Below are 18,950 nucleotides of genomic sequence, written 5' to 3' on the forward strand. Positions count from 1 at the left end.
CTTAGCCCTGATCCGAAATCAGTTTTCCAACCAGTTGCGCTGTGTAATCGACAATCGGTACGATCCGCCCGTAATTCAGACGCGTAGGGCCAATGACCCCGACCGCACCGATAATCTTTCGGTCAGAGTTCATATAAGGGGAAACGACCAAAGATGAACCCGAAAGTGAGAATAATTTGTTCTCGGAGCCAATAAAAATGCGCACACCTTCGCCTTCTTCGGTCAATTCCAGAAATTCGGCGATGTCGCGTTTGCGTTCCAGATCGTCAAACAGGGAACGGATGCGTTCCAGATCAACAGATTCGGAATCATCCAGCAGGTTTGAACGCCCGCGAACGATCAGACGTTCATAGTTGTCATCGTCATTGTCCCACAGGGCAAAGCCGCTTTCGACCAGCGCGCGGGCAAGACTGTCAATCTCCTGACGCCGGTTCTGAATTTCCTGCCCGATGGTCTGGCGCAATTCCGACAGGGTGCGCCCCTCGGCCAAGGCGTTCAGGAAATTCGCCGCCTCGCGCAGGGAAGACGGGGTTTGACCGACCGGCGGGGTAAAAACGCGGTTTTCCACGTTGCCATCAGCGAACACCAACACCACAAGGGCGCGATCGGGAGCAAGGCTGACAAATTCAATGTGCTTGATCGGGGCTTCGTGTTTGGGGGCCAGAACCAGTGATGCGCCATGGGTCATGCCGGACAAGGCCGAGCCAACACGGTCCAGCAGGGAATTCACATCGCTTGCCTCGCCCACTGTTGCGTCGATTTTCTGGCGGTCGTCCGATTGCAAATCGCCCACTTCCAGCAATCCATCCACAAACATCCGCAAGCCATGTTGCGTCGGGATACGCCCCGCCGACACATGCGGTGAATCCAGCAGGCCCAGATGTTCCAGATCCTGCATCACATTGCGAATGGTCGCTGCACTTACCTTTTCGCTTAACGAACGGGTAAGCGTGCGCGAGCCAATCGGGCCACCCGTTTCCAGATAGCTTTCCACCACCAGCCGGAACACCTCGCGACTGCGGGCGTTCATTTCGGCAAATATTTCGCTGCCATCACTCATCGGGCACTTTCAGGTTGCTTTTGCGCTGTTAGCACAGGTATCTCAGCATAGCTTATATATAAAGGACACACCATGCGCCCCTCTGGTAGAAATGTAGACGAAATGCGCCCGATTTCAATCGAGACCGGCATAACAAAACACGCCGAAGGATCCTGCCTGATAAAATGCGGCGATACCCATGTGTTGTGCACCGCCACGATCGACCCCGGCGTGCCGCGGTTTTTGAAGGGGTCCGGTCTGGGATGGGTCACGGCGGAATACGGCATGTTGCCCCGCGCCACCAACACCCGGATGCGCCGCGAGGCCAAGAACGGGCAATCCGGACGCACACAGGAAATCCAGCGTCTGATTGGCCGGTCCTTGCGCGCCGGTGTCGATCGGGTGGCTTTGGGCGAACGTCAGATCACTGTGGATTGCGATGTGATTCAGGCCGACGGCGGTACGCGCTGTGCCTCGATCACCGGCGGTTGGGTGGCGCTGCGGTTGGCGGTGAACAAACTGATGAAAGCGGGCGATGTTATATCCGATCCGCTGGTTGATCCGGTTGCCGCCGTTAGCTGTGGCATTTACGCGGGCCAGCCGGTGCTGGATCTGGATTACCCCGAGGATTCCGAAGCGGGCGTGGACGGGAACTTTGTTCTGCTGGGCAACGGTCAGATGATCGAAGTGCAGATGTCGGCCGAGGGATCAACCTATTCCCGTGACCAGATGAATACTCTGCTGGATCTGGCCGACAAGGGTGTTGCCGAACTGATGGCCGCGCAACAGGCGGCAGTTGCCTGATATGCGCCGGTTTGACGGGGATAGGTTGGTGATCGCCACGCATAACACCGGGAAACTGGTGGAGATTGCCGAGTTGCTGAAACCTTTTGGGATTTCGGTGACATCCGCGGGCGAACTGGGGCTGGAAGAACCCGAGGAAACCGAAGACACATTCGCCGGCAACGCCCGTATCAAGGCGCATTTTGCAGCCAAAGCCAGCGGTTTACCTGCCTTGTCCGATGACAGCGGCATCACGGTTGACGCGCTGGACGGTGCGCCGGGGGTTTATACTGCCGATTGGGCCGAAACCCCGACGGGACGCGATTTTCCGATGGCGATGAAAAAGGTCTGGGATTTGCTGGAAAGCAAAACCGCCCCCGAGCCTCGCACAGCCGCCTTTAACTGCACCCTATGTCTGGCATGGCCGGATGGTCACGACGAAATCTTCGAAGGTCGCGTTGAAGGGCGGCTGGTTTGGCCGATGCGTGGGAAAAACGGTTTCGGGTTTGATCCGATATTCCTGCCCAACGGCCATGATCTAACCTTTGGCGAAATGGACCCCACGGACAAAAAGGCCATCAGCCACCGTGCCGATGCATTCGCCAAACTGGTTCAGGGCTGTTTTGCCTGAGGATTGGCAGCAGGGGGGCTTTGGCCTCTATATCCACTGGCCGTTTTGTCAGTCAAAATGCCCCTATTGCGACTTCAATTCCCATGTAGCGGCGGAAATAGACCAGCAGAAATGGGCCCAGGCCTATGTTTCCGAAATTGGCCGTATCGCGGCAGAAACAGGCTCTAAACCGCTAAAAAGCGTGTTTTTCGGCGGCGGCACGCCCAGCCTGATGTTACCCGAAACCGTGGATGCCATCCTGACGAAGGTGCGGGAATGCTGGACGCTTGGCAACGACATTGAAATCACGCTTGAGGCCAACCCGACCTCGGTCGAGGCCAGCCGCTTTGCCGGTTACAAAGACGCCGGTGTGAACCGCGTTTCTATTGGCATTCAGGCGTTGAATGATCCCGATCTGCGCCGCCTTGGCCGTTTGCATACCGTGGCCGAGGCCCGCGCCGCCTTTGACACCGCTGCCAACCTGTTTGAGCGGATCAATTTCGACCTGATCTATGCACGTCAGGACCAATCTTTGCCTGAATGGCGCGCGGAACTGACCGAAGCATTAAATATGGCCGCTGACCACCTGTCGCTTTATCAACTGACCATCGAATCCGGCACCGCCTTTGGCGCCCGCCATGCCGCCGGTGGTTTGCACGGCCTGCCGCAAGAAGATCTGGCGGCGGATATGTATGAATTGACGCAGGAATTGACCTCGGCTGCCGGTTTTGAGGCCTACGAAATATCGAACCACGCCAAAGCCGGTTCGCAATCACACCACAACCTGATCTACTGGCAGGCAGGCGATTACGCCGGGATCGGCCCGGGGGCGCATGGGCGGCTGACTTTGAACGGGGTTCGCTATGCCACAGAATGCCCGAAGTCGCCGCAACTCTGGCTGGAATCCGTTCTGAAATCCGGCAACGGAGAACTGCCACGTCACGCCCAGAGTCCGAATGAACGCGCGGACGAATATCTGATGATGGGGCTGCGCGTGACGGACGGGATAGACCTGTTGCGATATGAAAATCTGGCGGGTAAACAATTAAATACTTATAGTATCAATATGTTATCTGACTACGGCCTTGTTAACCTACAAAATGACCGTCTGATTGCCACCCCGCAGGGCCGCCCCGTTCTGAATGCCATCATCAAAGAACTGTTAACGGAGTAAGCGCATGAAACTGGTTTGGTTACTGCTTGGCCTTGCCTCGCTTGCGTTAGGCATCATCGGTGCCTTTCTACCGCTGTTGCCTACGGTACCGCTGGTGCTGCTTTCGGCGTTTTTCTTTTCCAAATCGTCCGACAGGCTGCACGACTGGATGCTGGATCACGCTGTTTTTGGCCCTTGGATCCGTGAGTGGCGCGAAAACGGCGGGATGAGCAAACGGGTCAAAATTTACGCAACCGCGTCAATCCTTGTCGCCTTTGCGATCCCGTTCATCATTGGCCTGAAGGCCTATATCATTGCCATTCAAGGCGTCGTTTTATCCGGTGTTCTGCTGTATATTTGGACGCGCCCTACGTCGTAGCCGAAAGCAAGCGGCACAGGTCGTCCAACTCCTCGAGCGTTTTATAACTGATGGTCAGCTTGCCCGATTCCTTGCCAGCCCTGTGATCAACTGAAACCTTCATCCCCAGATTGGCAGACAAATCCCCCTCCAGCGCACGGGTATCCGCATCTTTCACAGGCTGCAATTTCACCTTTTCCGGTCGGGTTGTCGGCCCCTTCGCCAGTCGCTCGGTTTCGCGAACCGATAGCCCCTGTTTCACCACCTGCCGGGCCAGCGCAATGGGGTTTTCTGTGGTGATCAGCGCCCGCGCATGACCGGCAGTCAGCTTGCCTTCTTTCAGCAAATCCAGCACCTCTTTGGGCAGTTGCAACAGACGCATCAGATTGGCGATATGACTGCGGCTTTTACCCAAAGCAGCGGCCAGCTTTTCCTGTGTGTGGCCGAATTTATCCATCAACTGCTGATAACCAGCCGCCTCTTCCACCGGATTCAGATCGGCACGCTGGATATTCTCGATAATCGCGATTTCCAGCACTTCGGTATCGGTGTAATCACGTATAATAACCGGCAGTTCATGCAGCTTGGCCATTTGCGCGGCACGCCAGCGCCTTTCGCCCGCAACAATCTCGTAACCTATTGATTTTAATCGAACAATTAAAGGCTGGATAACACCTTTTTCCTTAATTGACGCTACCAGATCATCCATATCCTGCGTCGGAAAATCACGCCGTGGCTGGTCCGGATTCGGGGCAATCTTTTCGATCGGAACAACCTGTTCGGCCCGCACTGCTGACCCGCCTTCAGATGCCGGTGCCGTATCCGCCGCCACGTCCGACATCAGCGCCGAAAGCCCGCGCCCCAAACCGCGCCGTTCATGTCTTTTGCTCGCCATCTCAGCTTCCTTTTCTGCTTGGGGTTACGGTGTTTTTCCGCGCCAGCTCATGCGCCAGTTCAACATAGGCCATCGCGCCTTTTGACATCGGATCATATTCGATCACCGGCATCCCGAATGACGGCGCTTCGGACACACGCACATTGCGCGGAATTATGGTTTTGAACACCAGCTCGCCCAGATTATCGCGCGCGTCTTTTTCCACCTGCTGCGACAAGCGATTGCGGCTGTCATACATCGTCAACACAATCCCTTCGATCCGCAAATTTTCATTTGCGGTCTGCCGAACCTCGCGCACAGACAGAACCAGTTGCGATAGACCTTCCAGCGCAAAAAATTCGCTTTGTAACGGCACCAAAACGGAATGGGCCGAAACCATCGCGTTTACAGTCAAAAGGTTCAGGGAAGGGGGGCAATCAATCAGGATAAAATCAAGGCCAAGTTTGTCTATGTCCGGTTGACGCAATGCCTTATGCAAAAGGAAACTGCGCTTTTCATTCGACAGTAATTCAATATCTGCCGAACTGAGGTCCGTCGTTGCCGGAACAATCAACAAACCCTCAACCTCTGATTCTTGCACAATATCTTGTATTGGGACATCACCTATTAACAAGTCGTAGGTATTATAGTCGCGCTGTTCGTTTTCAATTCCCAAACCTGTCGAGGCATTTCCCTGCGGATCAAGATCCACCAGAAGCACATTGAAACCTTCGGCAGCTAAAGCTGACCCCAGATTTATCGTGGTCGTGGTTTTCCCGACTCCGCCTTTCTGGTTTGCGATTGCGATAATGCGTGGCCCCTTGGGGCGGGTCAGATCAGACACGCGATATGCCTCCAATTTTCAGAATTGCGCCGGTAGGATTCGTTCTACTGGGAATTTCCTCTAGATCAAAGTGCCAATTCGCCTTTGCCTGGGCGATTTCCGCCTGAAACCTGTCTCCTTTTGGAAAAATAGCAATGCCTGTCGGGCTTAGATGCAGATTTGCAAATTCCAGCAACTTGTCCAGGGATGCCAGCGCGCGCGCGGTCAAAATATCTGCATTCAGTCCAGCGGTTTCCTCGATTCTTGCTGTAATTACAGTGGTATTCAGTCCAAGATCACGGATAACCGTGCGCAAGAAAGTGCATTTCCTAAGATCACTTTCAACCAGGGTAAACCGGGATTCAGGCGAATCCTCTTTTGCCATCGCAGCCAAAACCAACGCCGGAAATCCACCACCGCTGCCCAGATCGGCCCAATGACATGGGTTTTCCGGCTGAAACTGGTAAATCTGTGCCGAATCGTGGAAATGGCGCTGCCAAAGGGCATTGATTGTGCTTTTTGATACCAGATTAATCGCCGGATTCCATTTTCTCAGTAAAGCGGCGTAATCATCCAGCAGGGCCATTGTTTCACGTGAAACATTGAAGTCGGCCTGAAACTCATCACGGTAATCCATGCGTCTCAGGCCTTTTTCTTTCTGTTAGCTTGTTTCTGCACAGCCAAGATCAGCGTCAGAGCCGCTGGCGTCATTCCATCAATACGCCCGGCTTGCCCCAAGGTGGCTGGCCGCACGGTTTTCAGTTTTGACTGCAATTCATTCGATAATCCGATTACAGCCGAATAATCGAAATTTGGCGGAATACTATGCGCTTCGTCACGCTTGATGGCTTCGACATCTTTACCCTGCCGCACAATATAATGTGCATAAGTGGCCTGCCGTTTGATTTGTTCGCCAATCTCGGACGCAACTGATCCCAGCTCTGGGCGCATTTTCACCAGATCGGGGAAATTCACATCCTGAAAGGCCAGCAGTGCATAGCCATCCCGCCGTTTGCCATCCTGGTTGATCTTGACCCCCTGTGCTGCAACTTCTTTGGGCGTGAATGTCATTTCTTTTAGGCTTGATAGCGCCTTGTTCATCGCGTTCATTTTGTTTTCAAACGATTTTTTCCGAACCTCGCCAACACATCCCGCCTCTATACCCTTGGGGGTTAGACGCTGGTCCGCATTATCGGCCCGCAAAGAAAGCCGAAATTCCGCGCGAGATGTAAACATGCGGTAGGGTTCTGACACGCCCCGTGTGATCAGGTCGTCAATCATCACCCCGATATAAGAATCAGAACGGCTGAACAGCACAGGTTCACCATCTATTGCGTTGCGCGCGGCATTCAGACCAGCGACCAATCCTTGCGCCGCAGCTTCCTCATATCCTGTGGTTCCGTTGATCTGACCCGCAAGATATAGACCAGGCACGTTCTTTACTTCCAAAGTCGGGCCAAGGGCGCGGGGATCAATATAGTCATATTCAATCGCATAGCCCGGTTGCAGGATCTTTGTATTCTCAAGGCCGACAATGGAATGGACGTAATCCTCCTGCACGGATTCTGGCAAAGATGTCGAGATTCCATTAGGATAAACCGTGTGATCGTCCAGCCCTTCAGGCTCCAGAAAGATTTGATGCGAGATTTTGTCGGAAAAACGCACGATCTTATCTTCGATCGAGGGGCAATAGCGCGGGCCAACCCCGTCGATACGTCCGCCATACATCGCTGATTTGTCAAGATTTTCACGGATAATGTCGTGCGTACCCTCATTCGTATGGGTAATCCCGCAGGAAACCTGCCGCACGGCTGGCCGATCCGACAGAAAGGAAAACATCACGGGATCATCGTCACCCGGCTGGCTTTCCAGAATATCCCAATTGATTGTGCGCCCGTCCAAACGGGGCGGGGTACCTGTTTTCAGACGGCCAAGGGCAAGGTCGAAACTGTCCAAACGCTCGGCCAGCTTGACTGACGGCTTGTCGCCCATACGTCCGCCAGGGCGGGAAACGTCACCGATATGGATGATGCCGCGCAGAAAAGTACCGGTGGTCAGAATAACAGAAGGGGCGGCAATTTCAGAGCCATCTGCAAGGGAAACGCCTGTAATTACGGCATTATTCATCAATAGGTCGGTCACTTCGCCCTCGATGATTTGCAGGTTTTCTTGCGCCTCGATCTCGGACAGTATCGTTTGGCGATAGATTTTCCTGTCTGCTTGTGCGCGCGGCCCTTGAACGGCAGGTCCTTTGCGACGGTTTAACAGGCGAAACTGGATGCCCGCCTTGTCCGCCACACGGCCCATTACGCCATCCAGCGCGTCTATTTCGCGGACAAGGTGGCCTTTGCCCAAACCGCCAATTGCCGGATTACAGGACATCACGCCGATACCGGATTTTGACAGGGTAATCAGCGCCGTTTGCGCGCCCATACGGGCCGCGGCGTGGGCGGCATCGCTGCCAGCGTGGCCTCCGCCAACGACGATTACATCAAAGTTCCGATGTTTCACGTGAAACATTCCTTATTTACCCAAGCAAAAACTGGCGAATATTTCGTCCAGTATGTGTTCTACATCAACACGACCAACCAATGAATCAAGGGCGCGGATGGCGGTGCGCAGTTCTTCGGCGGCCAGTTCGGAACGATCTATACCATATTCCAGCTCGGTTTTCGCTGATTCCAATGCGGCGAGGGCAGTCAGAATGGCGGTTCTATGCCGTTCGCGGATCGCGGTGCTGGCCCCGGCGGCGCGGTTTTGCAGGATTTCGGTGATGCGGTTGGTCAGTTCGGACAGGCCCTGACCGGTTTTCCCTGATATGGAATCGGCCTCACCATCGTATAAATCCGCCTTGCTGTGCAGTATGATGTCATCCTTTTCCGCCTGCAAAGGCAGGTTCAGCGGCTCCGTATCATAGAGGAATACCCGCAGATCGGCGTTTCCGGCCCGCTCCAACGCGCGCTCAATACCTATCCCTTCGACCGTGTCGTCTGTTTCCCGCAGGCCGGCGGTGTCCAGAATGGTGACGGGCAGGCCGTTCAGATCCATCCGCACCTCGATCACATCGCGGGTGGTGCCGGCAATTTCCGAGGTAATCGCCGCGTCACGACCCGCCAGACGGTTCAGCAATGACGACTTGCCGACGTTGGGCGCGCCCACGATAGCGACCTCGAATCCGTCGCGGATTCGTTCGGAAATCTGCACGCCGCTGGCCTCGACGTTAAGCGCGGCTGTGACCGAGTCCAGCAGGTCGGAAACCCCGGGCGTGACATCAACCGGCACATCTTCGTCGGCGAAATCTATCGTCGCTTCCAGCAGGGCGGCGGCACGGATCAACTGGCTGCGCCAGCTTTCGGCCTTGTCGCCCAGCGCGCCTGAAAACACCCGCAACGCCTGTTTGCGTTGGGCCTCGGTTTCGGCTTCGAGCAGGTCGGACAGCCCTTCAATCTGGGCCAGATCCAGACAGCCGTTTTCCAAGGCGCGGCGGGTGAATTCGCCCGGCTCGGCCATGCGCAACCCGTCGATATCGCCCAGCGTTTGCAGAACTGCTTTGATGGTGGCAGGGCCACCATGCAGGTGCAGTTCGGCCACGTCTTCACCGGTGAAACTGTGACCCGCCATGAACGTCAGAACCAGCGCCTGATCCAGCAATACACCGTCGGAATCCTTGAGCAACCGCAGGCCAGCGACACGCGGTTCAGGCAACGATCCCGCAAGGGTTTTCGCCGCGTCCAGCGCGCGGGGACCGGACAGCCGTATGACGGCCACGCCGGATTTCCCATGCGCCGTTGCCAGGGCGTAAATCGTGCTCATTTTTCATCCAACTATTTGTTATTAAACAAAAAGTTAAGTGTTCATTGAATCGAAGAATTCCGCGTTTGACTTGGTTTGCTTCAGCTTCGACATCAGGAATTCGATTGCATCTGTGGTGCCCATCGGGTTCAGGATACGACGCAGGACATAGGTTTTTTGCAAGTCTTTTGCGTTGACCAGCAGTTCCTCTTTCCGGGTGCCGGATTTCAGGATGTCCATCGCCGGGAACACGCGTTTATCGGCCACCTTGCGGTCCAGCACGATTTCCGAGTTACCCGTGCCTTTGAATTCTTCAAAGATCACTTCGTCCATCCGGCTGCCGGTATCAATCAGTGCGGTTGAGATGATAGTAAGCGAGCCACCTTCCTCGATGTTGCGTGCAGCGCCGAAAAAGCGTTTGGGGCGCTGTAGGGCGTTTGCATCAACACCGCCGGTCAGGACCTTGCCGGACGAGGGCACAACCGTATTAAAGGCGCGGCCCAGACGGGTGATTGAATCCAGCAGGATCACAACGTCGCGTTTATGTTCGACCAGACGCTTGGCCTTTTCGATCACCATTTCGGAAACGGCAACGTGACGCGAGGCGGGTTCGTCAAAGGTCGAGGACACAACCTCGCCCTTAACGCTGCGCTGCATGTCGGTTACTTCTTCTGGGCGTTCGTCAATCAGCAGCACGATCAGGTAGCATTCCGGATGGTTCGCCGCGATCGAGGTCGCGATGTTTTGCAGCAAAACCGTTTTACCGGTGCGGGGCGGGGCTACGATCAGGCAACGCTGTCCCTTACCGATGGGCGCGACCAGATCAATGATACGGGCGGATTTGTCTTTGACGGTGGGATCTTCCAGTTCCAGATTGAACCGTTCGTCCGGATAAAGCGGGGTCAGATTGTCAAAGTTGATTTTATGCTTGTTCTTCTCGGGTTCCTCGAAGTTGATCTTGGTCACTTTGGTCATCGCGAAATAACGCTCGCTATCGTCAGGTGCGCGGATCACGCCTTCGATCGTGTCGCCGGTACGCAGCGACAACTGGCGGATCATTTCGGGGGAAACATAAATATCGTCAGGACCGGGCAGATAGTTAGCCTCGGTCGAGCGCAGAAATCCAAACCCGTCTTGTAGCACTTCCAGCACGCCGTCGCCGGAAATTTCCCAACCTTCCTCGGCCCGCTCTTTCAGGATCGAGAACATGATCTCACCTTTGCGCATGGTCGAAGCGTTTTCGATTTCCAGTTCTTCTGCATTTTCCAGCAGGTCTTTGGGTGTTTTTGCCTTCAGATCGGCAAGGTTCAGGGTTTCTTGGGTCATGGGAACGAATCCTTGGGCGCCAAACACTGGCGCGCGGTCATTTTATAATGTGAAAAACCACCCACCGGACGGCGGGGTTACGGGCTAAATAAGGATGTGTGATGCAGGAGTCAACAATAGCTAGTATTTCAGCACCACGGAAAACACGATCAGGAACATCAACAGCGTTGGCACTTCGTTCATCATGCGGAATTGTTTACCGGTTCTGCTGTTGCGCCCCTCGGTAAAATCAATACGGCGCGCAGCCAGCCAGAAATGGAACCATGTCATGGTCAGCACTGACGCCGCTTTTACCCAGGGCCAGATTTCCAACCAATCGACAATCCCGGGTGTGAAGACAAGCAGCAGGCCGAAGGTCCATGTCGAATACATCGCAGGGCGCATGATCACATGAAGCAGCTTTTGTTCCATCGTTTGAAACAGCGTATCCGTTTCCGATCCGGTTTTTACGGATTCTGTGTGATAGACGAACAGACGGGGCAGATAGAATATTCCGGCCATCCATGTAATCACCGAAATGATATGTAGGGTTTTGGTCCAGAGATAATAATCGCTAAGTATATCCGTTATCATATCCCACATGGGTTTTCCTCACACCTTGGTGGGCCTTTCTAATAATATATATATAGAAAAGAAAAGATGATGTTTTTGTTGGGTGAACGGTTTCTGTGGATTAAATTGTTATCTGCCGGATTATCCGCAGGTTGGAAAACTGTTGATAAACAGGTGGATTGAATCCGATTGGGGCGCAAATACAGGGATGTCCGGATTGCCTGTTCTATGGATAAAATCTTTGATGCCGGTTTACCCACAGCAGATATTTATCCTTTTCCACCGTGGGCAACTGTGGTGAATAGGTGGGTAACTGCCTTGTTATCAACCGCCACGCGGCGCTTCGGGGTTATCCCTTGGCCCGCACAGTTTTAACCCCACGAGTTACCCACAGGGATATGCCGATGAGTGATCGAATTATTCTGGCCTCGAAGTCGGACATCCGCCAGACATTGCTGCGTAATGCCGGTGTGGTGTTTGATACAGTGGTGGCACGGATTGACGAGGTAATAATTCGCGAGTCCATGCAGGCCGAAGGTGCCCGGCCACGGGATGTTGCCGATGCTTTGGCCGAATTCAAAGCGCGGAAGGTGGCGATGAAAGAGTCGGATGCGCTGGTGATCGGTTGTGATCAGGTGCTGGATTTTGGCGGTCGGATATTGGCAAAACCTGTTGATCAGGCGGAGGCAAAGGAACAGTTGCAGGCCTTGCGTGGTCAGGAACACCGGCTGTTTTCTGCCGCTGTGATCTATCATCACGGCAAACCTGTTTGGCGTCATATGGGTGAAGTCCGGTTGCAGATGCGCGATTTTTCCGATGCCTATCTGGACAGTTACCTGTTGCGCAACTGGGACAGCATCCGCCATTCCGTCGGCGGTTATAAACTGGAAGAAGAAGGCGCGCGCCTGTTCGCAAAGATCACAGGTGATTATTTTGTCGTTCTGGGGCTGCCTTTGCTGGAATTGTTGTCGTATCTTTCAACGCGAGGGGTATTGGAAACATGAGTGACCACAGAATTCCATTGGCTGGCGTGATCGGGTCTCCGGTTGCGCACAGCAAATCACCGGTGTTGCACGGGCATTGGCTGAAACGCTACGGGATTGACGGGTATTACATCCCGATGGACGTGGCACAAGATGATCTTGCCGAGGTGATCCGCACCTTGCCTTTGATGGGGTTTGTCGGGGTGAATGTGACGATCCCGCACAAGGAAACCGTGCTGGACCTAGCCGATATCGTAACGGACCGCGCAGCCCTGATCGGGGCGGCGAATACGCTGATTTTCCGCAAGGATGGCAAAATCCATGCGGATAATACCGATGGATACGGGTTCATCGAAAACCTGCGACACGGGGCGCCGGGCTGGGATCCATTGGCGGGACCGGCGGCGGTGATCGGGGCAGGCGGGGCCTGTCGTGCCGTGGTGGCGTCATTGCTCGAGGTCGGGGTCAAGGAAATCCGCCTGTCCAACCGCACCCGCAATCGCGCGGACATATTGAAACGGGAATTCGGGGCCAGAGTGAAGGTTTTCGACTGGGTGAAAGCCGGAAACATGATGGAAGGCGCGGCAACGGTGGTGAACACCACCTCGCTGGGCATGATGGGCAAGCCTGAATTCCGTGTGCCGCTGGATGCTTTGTCACCAAAGGCGGTTGTGACCGATCTGGTATATGCGCCTCTGGATACAGCCTTTCTGGTCAAAGCGCGGGAAAAGGGCTGTGTCACCGTCGATGGTCTGGGCATGTTGCTGCATCAGGCGGTTCCGGGGTTTGAACGCTGGTTTGGCGAACGCCCCGAAGTGGATGATGATTTGCGCAACGCGGTGCTGGCGGGATGAGCGGCAAGCCGTTCCTTATCGGTCTGACCGGCTCTATCGGCATGGGGAAATCCACCACGGCTGCAATGTTCGCCGATTTTGGCGTGCCAGTGTGGGATGCGGATGCGGCGGTGCACCGGTTGTATGATGTGAATGGTGCCGCGGTTGAACCTATCCGCGCGCTTTATCCCGATGCGGTGCAGGGCGGTATAGTTCGCCGCGATGCCTTGAAACAATGGATTGCCAGTGATCCCGATGCGCTGCGCCGGATTGAACAGGTGGTTCACCCGCTGGTCGCCGCCGATCGCGCCGCGTTTATTGATAATGCCGATGCCGATGTGGTGCTGCTGGACATCCCTTTGCTGTTTGAAACCGGTGCCAATGAAATGATGGATGCCGTCGTGGTGGTTTCCGCCCCGCCGGAAATCCAGCGCCAGAGGGTTCTGGAGCGTGCGGGTATGAGCGAGGCGCAGTTTCAAACTATACTGGACAAACAATTGCCTGATGCCGAAAAACGCGCACGGGCGGATTATGTGATTGAAACAACCTCGCTTGCCGATGCGCGGGCGCAGGTTAAATCGGTGTTGGAGCAGATAAATGCGTGAAATCGTGCTGGATACGGAAACCACAGGTTTCAAACCGGAACAGGGCGACCGGATTGTCGAAATCGGGGCAGTGGAACTGTTCAACCACATGCCAACCGGCAATACATATCACCAGTATATAAATCCCGAACGCTCCATGCCCGAAGATGCCTTCAAGGTGCACGGATTGGGGGATGAATTTCTGTCGGATAAGCCGGTATTTAAACAAATCGCGCAGGATTTCATGGATTTCATCGGGGATTCCCGTCTGGTGATCCACAACGCCGCATTTGATATGAAATTCCTGAATGCCGAATTGGGCTGGATCAACTTTCCGCTGATTCCGATGGAGCAGGCGCTGGATACGCTGGCGCTGGCCCGCAAAAAATTCCCCGGCGCGCAGGCGTCACTGGATGCGCTTTGCCGTCGTTTTGCGATTGATAATTCGTCGCGCACCCTGCACGGCGCATTGCTGGACTCGGAAATTCTGGCCGAGGTTTATCTGGAATTGCTGGGGGGGCGGCAATCGGGGCTGGAATTGTCCAGCACGGCCAGAAATTCGGACGGAACAGATGTTGGCAGCGATTGGCGGCCACGCCCGCGGCCAAACGCTTTGGCCCCGAAACTGACAAAAGAAGAAGCCGCCGCCCATGATGCTTTTGTCAAAGACATGGGCGACGGCGCGCTTTGGGTTAAAGGCTAGGCAGTGCCCTGAGGTTGCTCGCTTTCGGCGCGACGGGACAGTTCCGAACGATACAGTGCCAAAAAGTCGATGTTTTCCAGATTCAGCGGCGGGAAGCCACCGTCACGGGTCACATCGCTAACGATCCGGCGAACGTAAGGGAACAGCATCCGCGGGCATTCGATCAGCAAGAACGGGTGCAACTGGTCTTCTGGCACATTTTCGATCTGGAATATGCCGCCGTATTCCAGTTCCAGTAGGAACAGCGGTTCACCACCGGATTTGTTTTTCGAAGTGATGTTGAATTTGCTGATCACTTCATACTGGTTATCCACGCCGCGTTTCTTGGCGTCCAGATTGACCTGAACCTGAATGTCGGGCTGAACCTCGCCTTCGACACCTTTCTGGGCGACAGCGTTTTCAAAAGACAGGTCTTTGATGAACTGCGCCAGAATTTGCATTTTGATTTGGGGTGCTTCTGCTTGGGCACCATTGCCGGTTTCGGCCATATTAACTCTCCTGAAAGGAATTTACGTCGCGGGTGGTTTAGCAGGTCCGTTAACGGTCCTCAATCCTTGGTCCAGCCTGAAGGCTTGTCATTTGGATTAATTTCGATGAAATCACCGTCAATTACGTTGTCCGGCTGGCGCGGTTGGTGGGGTGGGGGGGTTCCGGTGGTGAATGTCTGCACTTTCACGCGCTTTTTGAAGTATCGAAACGCCGCTGCACGGAACGGCGGGAACAACAGCAAAAATCCGATGGCATCGGTGAAAAACCCCGGTGTCAGCAACAACGCGCCGGCAAACAGGATCATCGCGCCATCTGCCAGTGGCTGGGTCGGATCCTGTAATTGCGAAAAGGACCCCCGCAAACGGTTCATCGCCGCCACCCCTTGGGTGCGGACCAGCCAGGTGCCCAGAAAAGCAGTGGCAACAACGATGCCAAGGGTTGGCCAAAGGCTCAGAAACCCGCCAACTTTGATAAATAGTGCAATTTCAATCAGCGGAACTGCGACAAACAGTAGAAATAACCACATGGCATCCTCATATAGACGTTAAGGGTGCAGTAGACTTGCGGGCACCCAGCCCTTACATAAGGGCGAACACATCTGGTTTCCATGTTTTCTGTCTGAATAGAGGTTTTGATGAACAGCCCCACGATCCAACTACTTGTTTTGGCCGGAATTGCCCTATTCCTGATTATCAAGCTGAAAAGCGTTCTGGGCACGCGCGAGGGGTTCGAGAAACCCCCGACACAGGCGTCTGATAGTCTGCCCCGTAATTCACGCCCGCAACTGGAAGTGATCGAAGGCGGGCCTGATCGCGATATTACCGACCACGTAGAAGAAGGCAGCGATGCGGCCAAAGCGCTGGCGGCGATGAAAAAGGCCGACCCCAGCTTTTCGGTCAGCGAATTCCTGCAAGGCGCGCGCGGCGCTTATGAAATGATCCTGATGGCCTTTGAACGTGGTCAGCTGGATTCAATCGTGCCCTTCCTGTCCGAAGATGTTTTCGAGGCTTTTTCCGAAGTGGTCGATGCCCGCGAGGCAAAGGGGCTGACAGTCGAGGCGAATTTCATCGGAGTTCGGGAAATATCGCTGGTGGATGCGGAATTTGATGAATCGACCAGACTGGGCGAAGTTACCGTGAAATTCGTTGGTGAATTGAATTCAACCGTGCGTGACCGTGCCGGCGATATTGTCGAAGGTGGCAAAAATGAAGTGAAGCGTCAGAAAGATATTTGGACCTTTGCCCGCACAATGGGGTCGGATGACCCGAACTGGAAACTGGTGGCAACCGGGGGATGAGACGTGTGTTTCGGACGTTTGCGGTATTGGCGGCGATGGTCATGACCCATCCCACCGATGCCCCTGCGGCCGAATACAAGCTGTTGCAATTCAATGATCTGGCGGGCTGGCATGATGATGATCATGCCGCCGCGTTGACCACTTTTCTTGAAACCTGCTCACAGTTAAAACGCGGCGATTGGTCGTCGTTATGCCGTCTGGCCAAAACCCGTCCCAGTGCGAAAACCTATTTCGAAATGTTTTTTCGCCCTGTTTTGGTCGAGGATGGTAAACCGGCGCTGTTTACCGGCTATTTCGAGCCCGAGCTGAACGGCTCGCTTACTCCGACCCCGCGCTATCGCTATCCGCTTTATCGTAAACCCCCCGAAATTCAGGACGGCCAACCGTGGTTGACCCGTCGCGAGATCGAGGAGACCGATGCCTTAAGCGGGCGTGGTCTGGAACTATGTTGGGTCGATGATCCGGTCGAGGTTTTCTTTCTGCAAATTCAAGGCTCGGGCCGGATACGCCTGACCAACGGGCAGATGATGCGTGTCGGTTATGGCGGATCGAACGGACGCAATTACCGCTCGATCGGGCAGGAACTGATCCGGCGCGGGGTGTATTCCAAACATCAGGTCTCGGCGCAAGTGATCCAGAACTGGGTGCGGCGCAATCCTATGCAGGGGGCCGAACTGTTGCGGCATAATCCGTCCTTTGTGTTTTTCCGCAAAGTTACCAAAGTACCCCCCGAAAAAGGACCAATCGGGGCGATGAACCGATCAGTCACGACACTGCGTACGCTGGCGGTCGATCCGCGTTATACTCCGCTGGGTGCACCGGTTTGGCTGGAAAAAGAAGGATCCGAGGCACTGCGCCGTTTGATGGTGGCGCAGGACACCGGATCAGCAATCAAAGGCGCGCAACGCGCCGACATTTTCTTTGGAACCGGCGATGATGCAGGCCGCATGGCCGGACGGGTGCGCGACCCCGGGCGGATGGTGGTTTTGCTACCGATCCAGACGGCATTCGCTTTGGTGCCGGAGGGCGAAGAGTGAGCAGAAAGCCCCGTGGATTGCGCCCGGATGAACGCGAGTTGTGGCAAAGGGTGGCGGCGCAATCGGTGCCGATGCATCCCGAACGGACACATCCGGTAAAGCAGGCGGTTGAGCGCATCAACGGTAAACCCGCCAAACCCCGCGTGCAGGATTTTCGCATCGGGCAGGATGCGCGTGTGGCCCCGCCATCGCATGATCTGGCCCCGCATATCACGGATCATTTGCGCAACGCGCCGGTGCAGATGGACCGCAAGGCCTATGGCAAAATGAAACGCGGTAAACTGGGGATCGAGGCGCGGATTGACCTGCACGGCATGACAATGGCCCGCGCCCATCCGGCGCTGAACGGGTTTATCCAATCGTCCTATGCGCAGGGGAAACGGCTGGTTCTGGTGATCACCGGCAAAGGAAAACGCGAAGCCACCGGCACCGGCCCCATGCCCGAACACCGCGGGGTGTTGCGGCGGCAAGTGCCGCATTGGCTGACCTCGGCCCCGCTGGCGGTGATGGTTCTGCAAATCACGCCAGCGCATTTGAAACACGGCGGTGACGGGGCTTATTACGTTTATCTTAGGCGTTCGCGTTAGGGTGTTTTTGTTGAAACCGGCAGCAGGATAATCTCGGTTGCCTTTTGCACCACCAGAACCGTTCCCGGCAAAAGACCGGATCGCCCCGATCTGTCACGCCTAAAGGCAGCATCGATTCCGGGCAGACTGGCAAAAATCCGGATCAGGGCGGGGGATTTGGCGGTGGTAAAGTGACCGGCGGCACCGGTCGAGAATTCCGATACATCCACCAGCGTTACCTTCAGGTCTGCCAGAAGACGTGCATCATCTACATTTCCCAGCCGCGCCTTTTGTCCTGTCAGCCGTGCCGACAGGCGCAGGGCACGATCCTTGCGTGAAGTGAATATCACAAAGGGATCAGGCAAACGGCCAATCCGTCGTGTCTGCTGTTTGAACAATTCAACATCAATATCGGGTGAAAGCAACGCCACCCCGTTTATCAGGCGGCTTGCCTCGTTCGGGTTCTCGATTGAAATTTGCCGTAAGGTCTCCATAACCAGCAAAGCGCCCATTGAATGACCGACCAGCAAAATATCCTTGGCGCCCGCGCGATCAACAGCCTTGATCAGTTCTTCCAGCCCGTCACGGGCAAAAAGCATACTGTCACGGTCATATCCGTAACCCAACGGATTGCCGGCGCTGGGCCATGAATAATGTATTGTCGGCTGTGCAAGGTCAAAATCATGCGAAAGCTGGGCCATGCGGTACAGGCCTTCGGCAAAATTGTTGTTGAATCCATGCACAAAAATCACCACTTCGCGTTGCGATTGCTTGCGGGCGCGCAGGGATCTGGACAAGGCAGATACAAATTGCGACGAGGATTGAAAGCGGTCCTCTTTGGTAACCAGAAAATCCTTTTGCGGATCGGGCGGTAGGGTCGGCCAGTTGATTTCGCCCGGATTGTGGGCCGGTGGAATGGAAATGTTGTAGTGCAGATAGGAAACCACAGGCGAGCGGCGGCTAATAAATTTACCATCAACCGTCTGCGCACGTGTTGTGGCTACAAAAATGCTTTGCAGCGCACCAATCTTTTCAGCGTCGGGGTAAATGGTGATCAGGCCACGTGGCGTACAAGCAGCCACCAGGACCAGAAACAGAAGTGGTACTATCCGCATATTTTCCCCGAAAGGTTGAAGGGTTTTCAGACC

General features: G+C 54.9%; 22 protein-coding genes. 11 read left to right on the forward strand and 11 right to left on the reverse strand.

All coding sequences use genetic code 11. The annotated features are described in order from the left end of the window. Position 1: 1 nt before the first annotated feature. On the reverse strand, positions 2 to 1,060 hold the full coding sequence (gene hrcA / locus BAR1_RS17325) for a heat-inducible transcriptional repressor HrcA (protein WP_118944186.1): 1,059 nt from the start codon (positions 1,058 to 1,060) through the stop codon (positions 2 to 4). Between the two features lie 72 nt (positions 1,061 to 1,132). Here hrcA and rph point away from each other — a divergent pair, with 72 nt between their 5' ends. From rph to BAR1_RS17345, 4 genes are read left to right on the forward strand one after another with little or no spacing between them, the layout of a single operon-like run. Next, positions 1,133 to 1,843, forward strand: coding sequence for a ribonuclease PH (rph, locus tag BAR1_RS17330; RefSeq protein ID WP_118944187.1), 711 nt, complete (start codon positions 1,133 to 1,135; stop codon positions 1,841 to 1,843). 1 nt (position 1,844) lies between these two features. Beyond that, positions 1,845 to 2,453 (forward strand): RdgB/HAM1 family non-canonical purine NTP pyrophosphatase, encoded by a 609-nt coding sequence (gene rdgB, locus BAR1_RS17335; RefSeq protein ID WP_118944188.1) that lies wholly within the window; start codon positions 1,845 to 1,847, stop codon positions 2,451 to 2,453. Continuing rightward, the gene (gene hemW / locus BAR1_RS17340) at positions 2,416 to 3,606 is read left to right on the forward strand and encodes a radical SAM family heme chaperone HemW (protein WP_118944189.1); all 1,191 of its coding nucleotides are present in this window, start codon (positions 2,416 to 2,418) and stop codon (positions 3,604 to 3,606) included. The genes rdgB and hemW overlap by 38 nt, the downstream gene beginning before the upstream one ends. Before the next feature lie 4 nt (positions 3,607 to 3,610). Continuing rightward, a complete protein-coding gene (locus tag BAR1_RS17345) occupies positions 3,611 to 3,964 on the forward strand; it encodes a YbaN family protein (protein ID WP_118944190.1) in 354 nt (117 codons plus the stop codon). Here the strand turns inward: BAR1_RS17345 and BAR1_RS17350 are convergent. From BAR1_RS17350 to hemJ, 7 genes are all read right to left on the reverse strand, one after another. Next, entirely contained in the window at positions 3,954 to 4,838 is an 885-nt protein-coding gene (locus BAR1_RS17350; protein WP_118944191.1) for a ParB/RepB/Spo0J family partition protein, read from the reverse strand. The two genes, BAR1_RS17345 and BAR1_RS17350, sit on opposite strands and share 11 nt — an antisense overlap. Before the next feature lies 1 nt (position 4,839). Beyond that, on the reverse strand, positions 4,840 to 5,661 hold the full coding sequence (locus BAR1_RS17355) for a ParA family protein (protein WP_118944192.1): 822 nt from the start codon (positions 5,659 to 5,661) through the stop codon (positions 4,840 to 4,842). Beyond that, the gene (gene rsmG, locus BAR1_RS17360; protein ID WP_118944193.1) at positions 5,654 to 6,277 is read right to left on the reverse strand and encodes a 16S rRNA (guanine(527)-N(7))-methyltransferase RsmG; all 624 of its coding nucleotides are present in this window, start codon (positions 6,275 to 6,277) and stop codon (positions 5,654 to 5,656) included. The genes BAR1_RS17355 and rsmG overlap by 8 nt, the downstream gene beginning before the upstream one ends. A 5-nt stretch (positions 6,278 to 6,282) precedes the next feature. Continuing rightward, positions 6,283 to 8,160, reverse strand: coding sequence for a tRNA uridine-5-carboxymethylaminomethyl(34) synthesis enzyme MnmG (gene mnmG, locus BAR1_RS17365; RefSeq protein ID WP_194295011.1), 1,878 nt, complete (start codon positions 8,158 to 8,160; stop codon positions 6,283 to 6,285). A 3-nt stretch (positions 8,161 to 8,163) separates the two neighbouring features. Beyond that, the gene (gene mnmE / locus BAR1_RS17370; protein ID WP_118944194.1) at positions 8,164 to 9,453 is read right to left on the reverse strand and encodes a tRNA uridine-5-carboxymethylaminomethyl(34) synthesis GTPase MnmE; all 1,290 of its coding nucleotides are present in this window, start codon (positions 9,451 to 9,453) and stop codon (positions 8,164 to 8,166) included. A gap of 33 nt (positions 9,454 to 9,486) precedes the next feature. Then, positions 9,487 to 10,758 carry a transcription termination factor Rho gene (rho, locus tag BAR1_RS17375; protein WP_118944195.1) on the reverse strand — a complete coding sequence of 424 codons (1,272 nt, stop codon included), beginning with the start codon at positions 10,756 to 10,758 and terminating at the stop codon, positions 9,487 to 9,489. Between the two features lie 120 nt (positions 10,759 to 10,878). Next, positions 10,879 to 11,340 carry a protoporphyrinogen oxidase HemJ gene (gene hemJ, locus BAR1_RS17380; RefSeq protein ID WP_118944196.1) on the reverse strand — a complete coding sequence of 154 codons (462 nt, stop codon included), beginning with the start codon at positions 11,338 to 11,340 and terminating at the stop codon, positions 10,879 to 10,881. 374 nt (positions 11,341 to 11,714) lie between these two features. On the opposite strand from hemJ, the gene BAR1_RS17385 reads away from it, so the two are divergent. The 4 genes from BAR1_RS17385 to dnaQ are packed head-to-tail and all read left to right on the forward strand — an operon-like array spanning position 11,715 to position 14,413. Then, a complete protein-coding gene (locus BAR1_RS17385) occupies positions 11,715 to 12,314 on the forward strand; it encodes a Maf family protein (RefSeq protein ID WP_118944197.1) in 600 nt (199 codons plus the stop codon). Further along, the gene (locus tag BAR1_RS17390; protein WP_118944198.1) at positions 12,311 to 13,147 is read left to right on the forward strand and encodes a shikimate dehydrogenase; all 837 of its coding nucleotides are present in this window, start codon (positions 12,311 to 12,313) and stop codon (positions 13,145 to 13,147) included. Before BAR1_RS17385 ends, BAR1_RS17390 begins: the two co-directional genes overlap by 4 nt. Then, positions 13,144 to 13,731, forward strand: coding sequence for a dephospho-CoA kinase (gene coaE, locus BAR1_RS17395; RefSeq protein WP_118944199.1), 588 nt, complete (start codon positions 13,144 to 13,146; stop codon positions 13,729 to 13,731). Before BAR1_RS17390 ends, coaE begins: the two co-directional genes overlap by 4 nt. After that, complete coding sequence (gene dnaQ / locus BAR1_RS17400; RefSeq protein ID WP_118944200.1) at positions 13,724 to 14,413, forward strand: DNA polymerase III subunit epsilon; 690 nt, start codon at positions 13,724 to 13,726, stop codon at positions 14,411 to 14,413. The genes coaE and dnaQ overlap by 8 nt, the downstream gene beginning before the upstream one ends. Here the strand turns inward: dnaQ and secB are convergent. After that, positions 14,410 to 14,901, reverse strand: coding sequence for a protein-export chaperone SecB (gene secB / locus BAR1_RS17405; protein ID WP_118944201.1), 492 nt, complete (start codon positions 14,899 to 14,901; stop codon positions 14,410 to 14,412). The genes dnaQ and secB overlap by 4 nt on opposite strands. 59 nt (positions 14,902 to 14,960) lie before the next feature. After that, positions 14,961 to 15,428, reverse strand: coding sequence for an FxsA family protein (locus BAR1_RS17410; RefSeq protein ID WP_118944202.1), 468 nt, complete (start codon positions 15,426 to 15,428; stop codon positions 14,961 to 14,963). Between the two features lie 108 nt (positions 15,429 to 15,536). Here BAR1_RS17410 and BAR1_RS17415 point away from each other — a divergent pair, with 108 nt between their 5' ends. The 3 genes from BAR1_RS17415 to BAR1_RS17425 are packed head-to-tail and all read left to right on the forward strand — an operon-like array spanning position 15,537 to position 17,823. Continuing rightward, the gene (locus BAR1_RS17415; RefSeq protein WP_118944203.1) at positions 15,537 to 16,199 is read left to right on the forward strand and encodes a Tim44/TimA family putative adaptor protein; all 663 of its coding nucleotides are present in this window, start codon (positions 15,537 to 15,539) and stop codon (positions 16,197 to 16,199) included. 41 nt (positions 16,200 to 16,240) lie between these two features. Next, positions 16,241 to 17,236 carry a murein transglycosylase A gene (gene mltA / locus BAR1_RS17420; RefSeq protein WP_228408618.1) on the forward strand — a complete coding sequence of 332 codons (996 nt, stop codon included), beginning with the start codon at positions 16,241 to 16,243 and terminating at the stop codon, positions 17,234 to 17,236. Beyond that, positions 17,233 to 17,823: a Smr/MutS family protein gene (locus BAR1_RS17425; protein ID WP_228408621.1), complete on the forward strand. Its 591-nt coding sequence runs from the start codon at positions 17,233 to 17,235 to the stop codon at positions 17,821 to 17,823. The genes mltA and BAR1_RS17425 overlap by 4 nt, the downstream gene beginning before the upstream one ends. Here BAR1_RS17425 and BAR1_RS17430 read toward each other — a convergent pair. Then, positions 17,820 to 18,917 carry an alpha/beta hydrolase gene (locus BAR1_RS17430; protein WP_118944205.1) on the reverse strand — a complete coding sequence of 366 codons (1,098 nt, stop codon included), beginning with the start codon at positions 18,915 to 18,917 and terminating at the stop codon, positions 17,820 to 17,822. The two genes, BAR1_RS17425 and BAR1_RS17430, sit on opposite strands and share 4 nt — an antisense overlap. Between the last annotated feature and the right edge of the window lie 33 nt (positions 18,918 to 18,950).

Source organism: Profundibacter amoris (assembly GCF_003544895.1).
GTDB classification, from domain to species: Bacteria; Pseudomonadota; Alphaproteobacteria; order Rhodobacterales; family Rhodobacteraceae; genus Profundibacter; species Profundibacter amoris.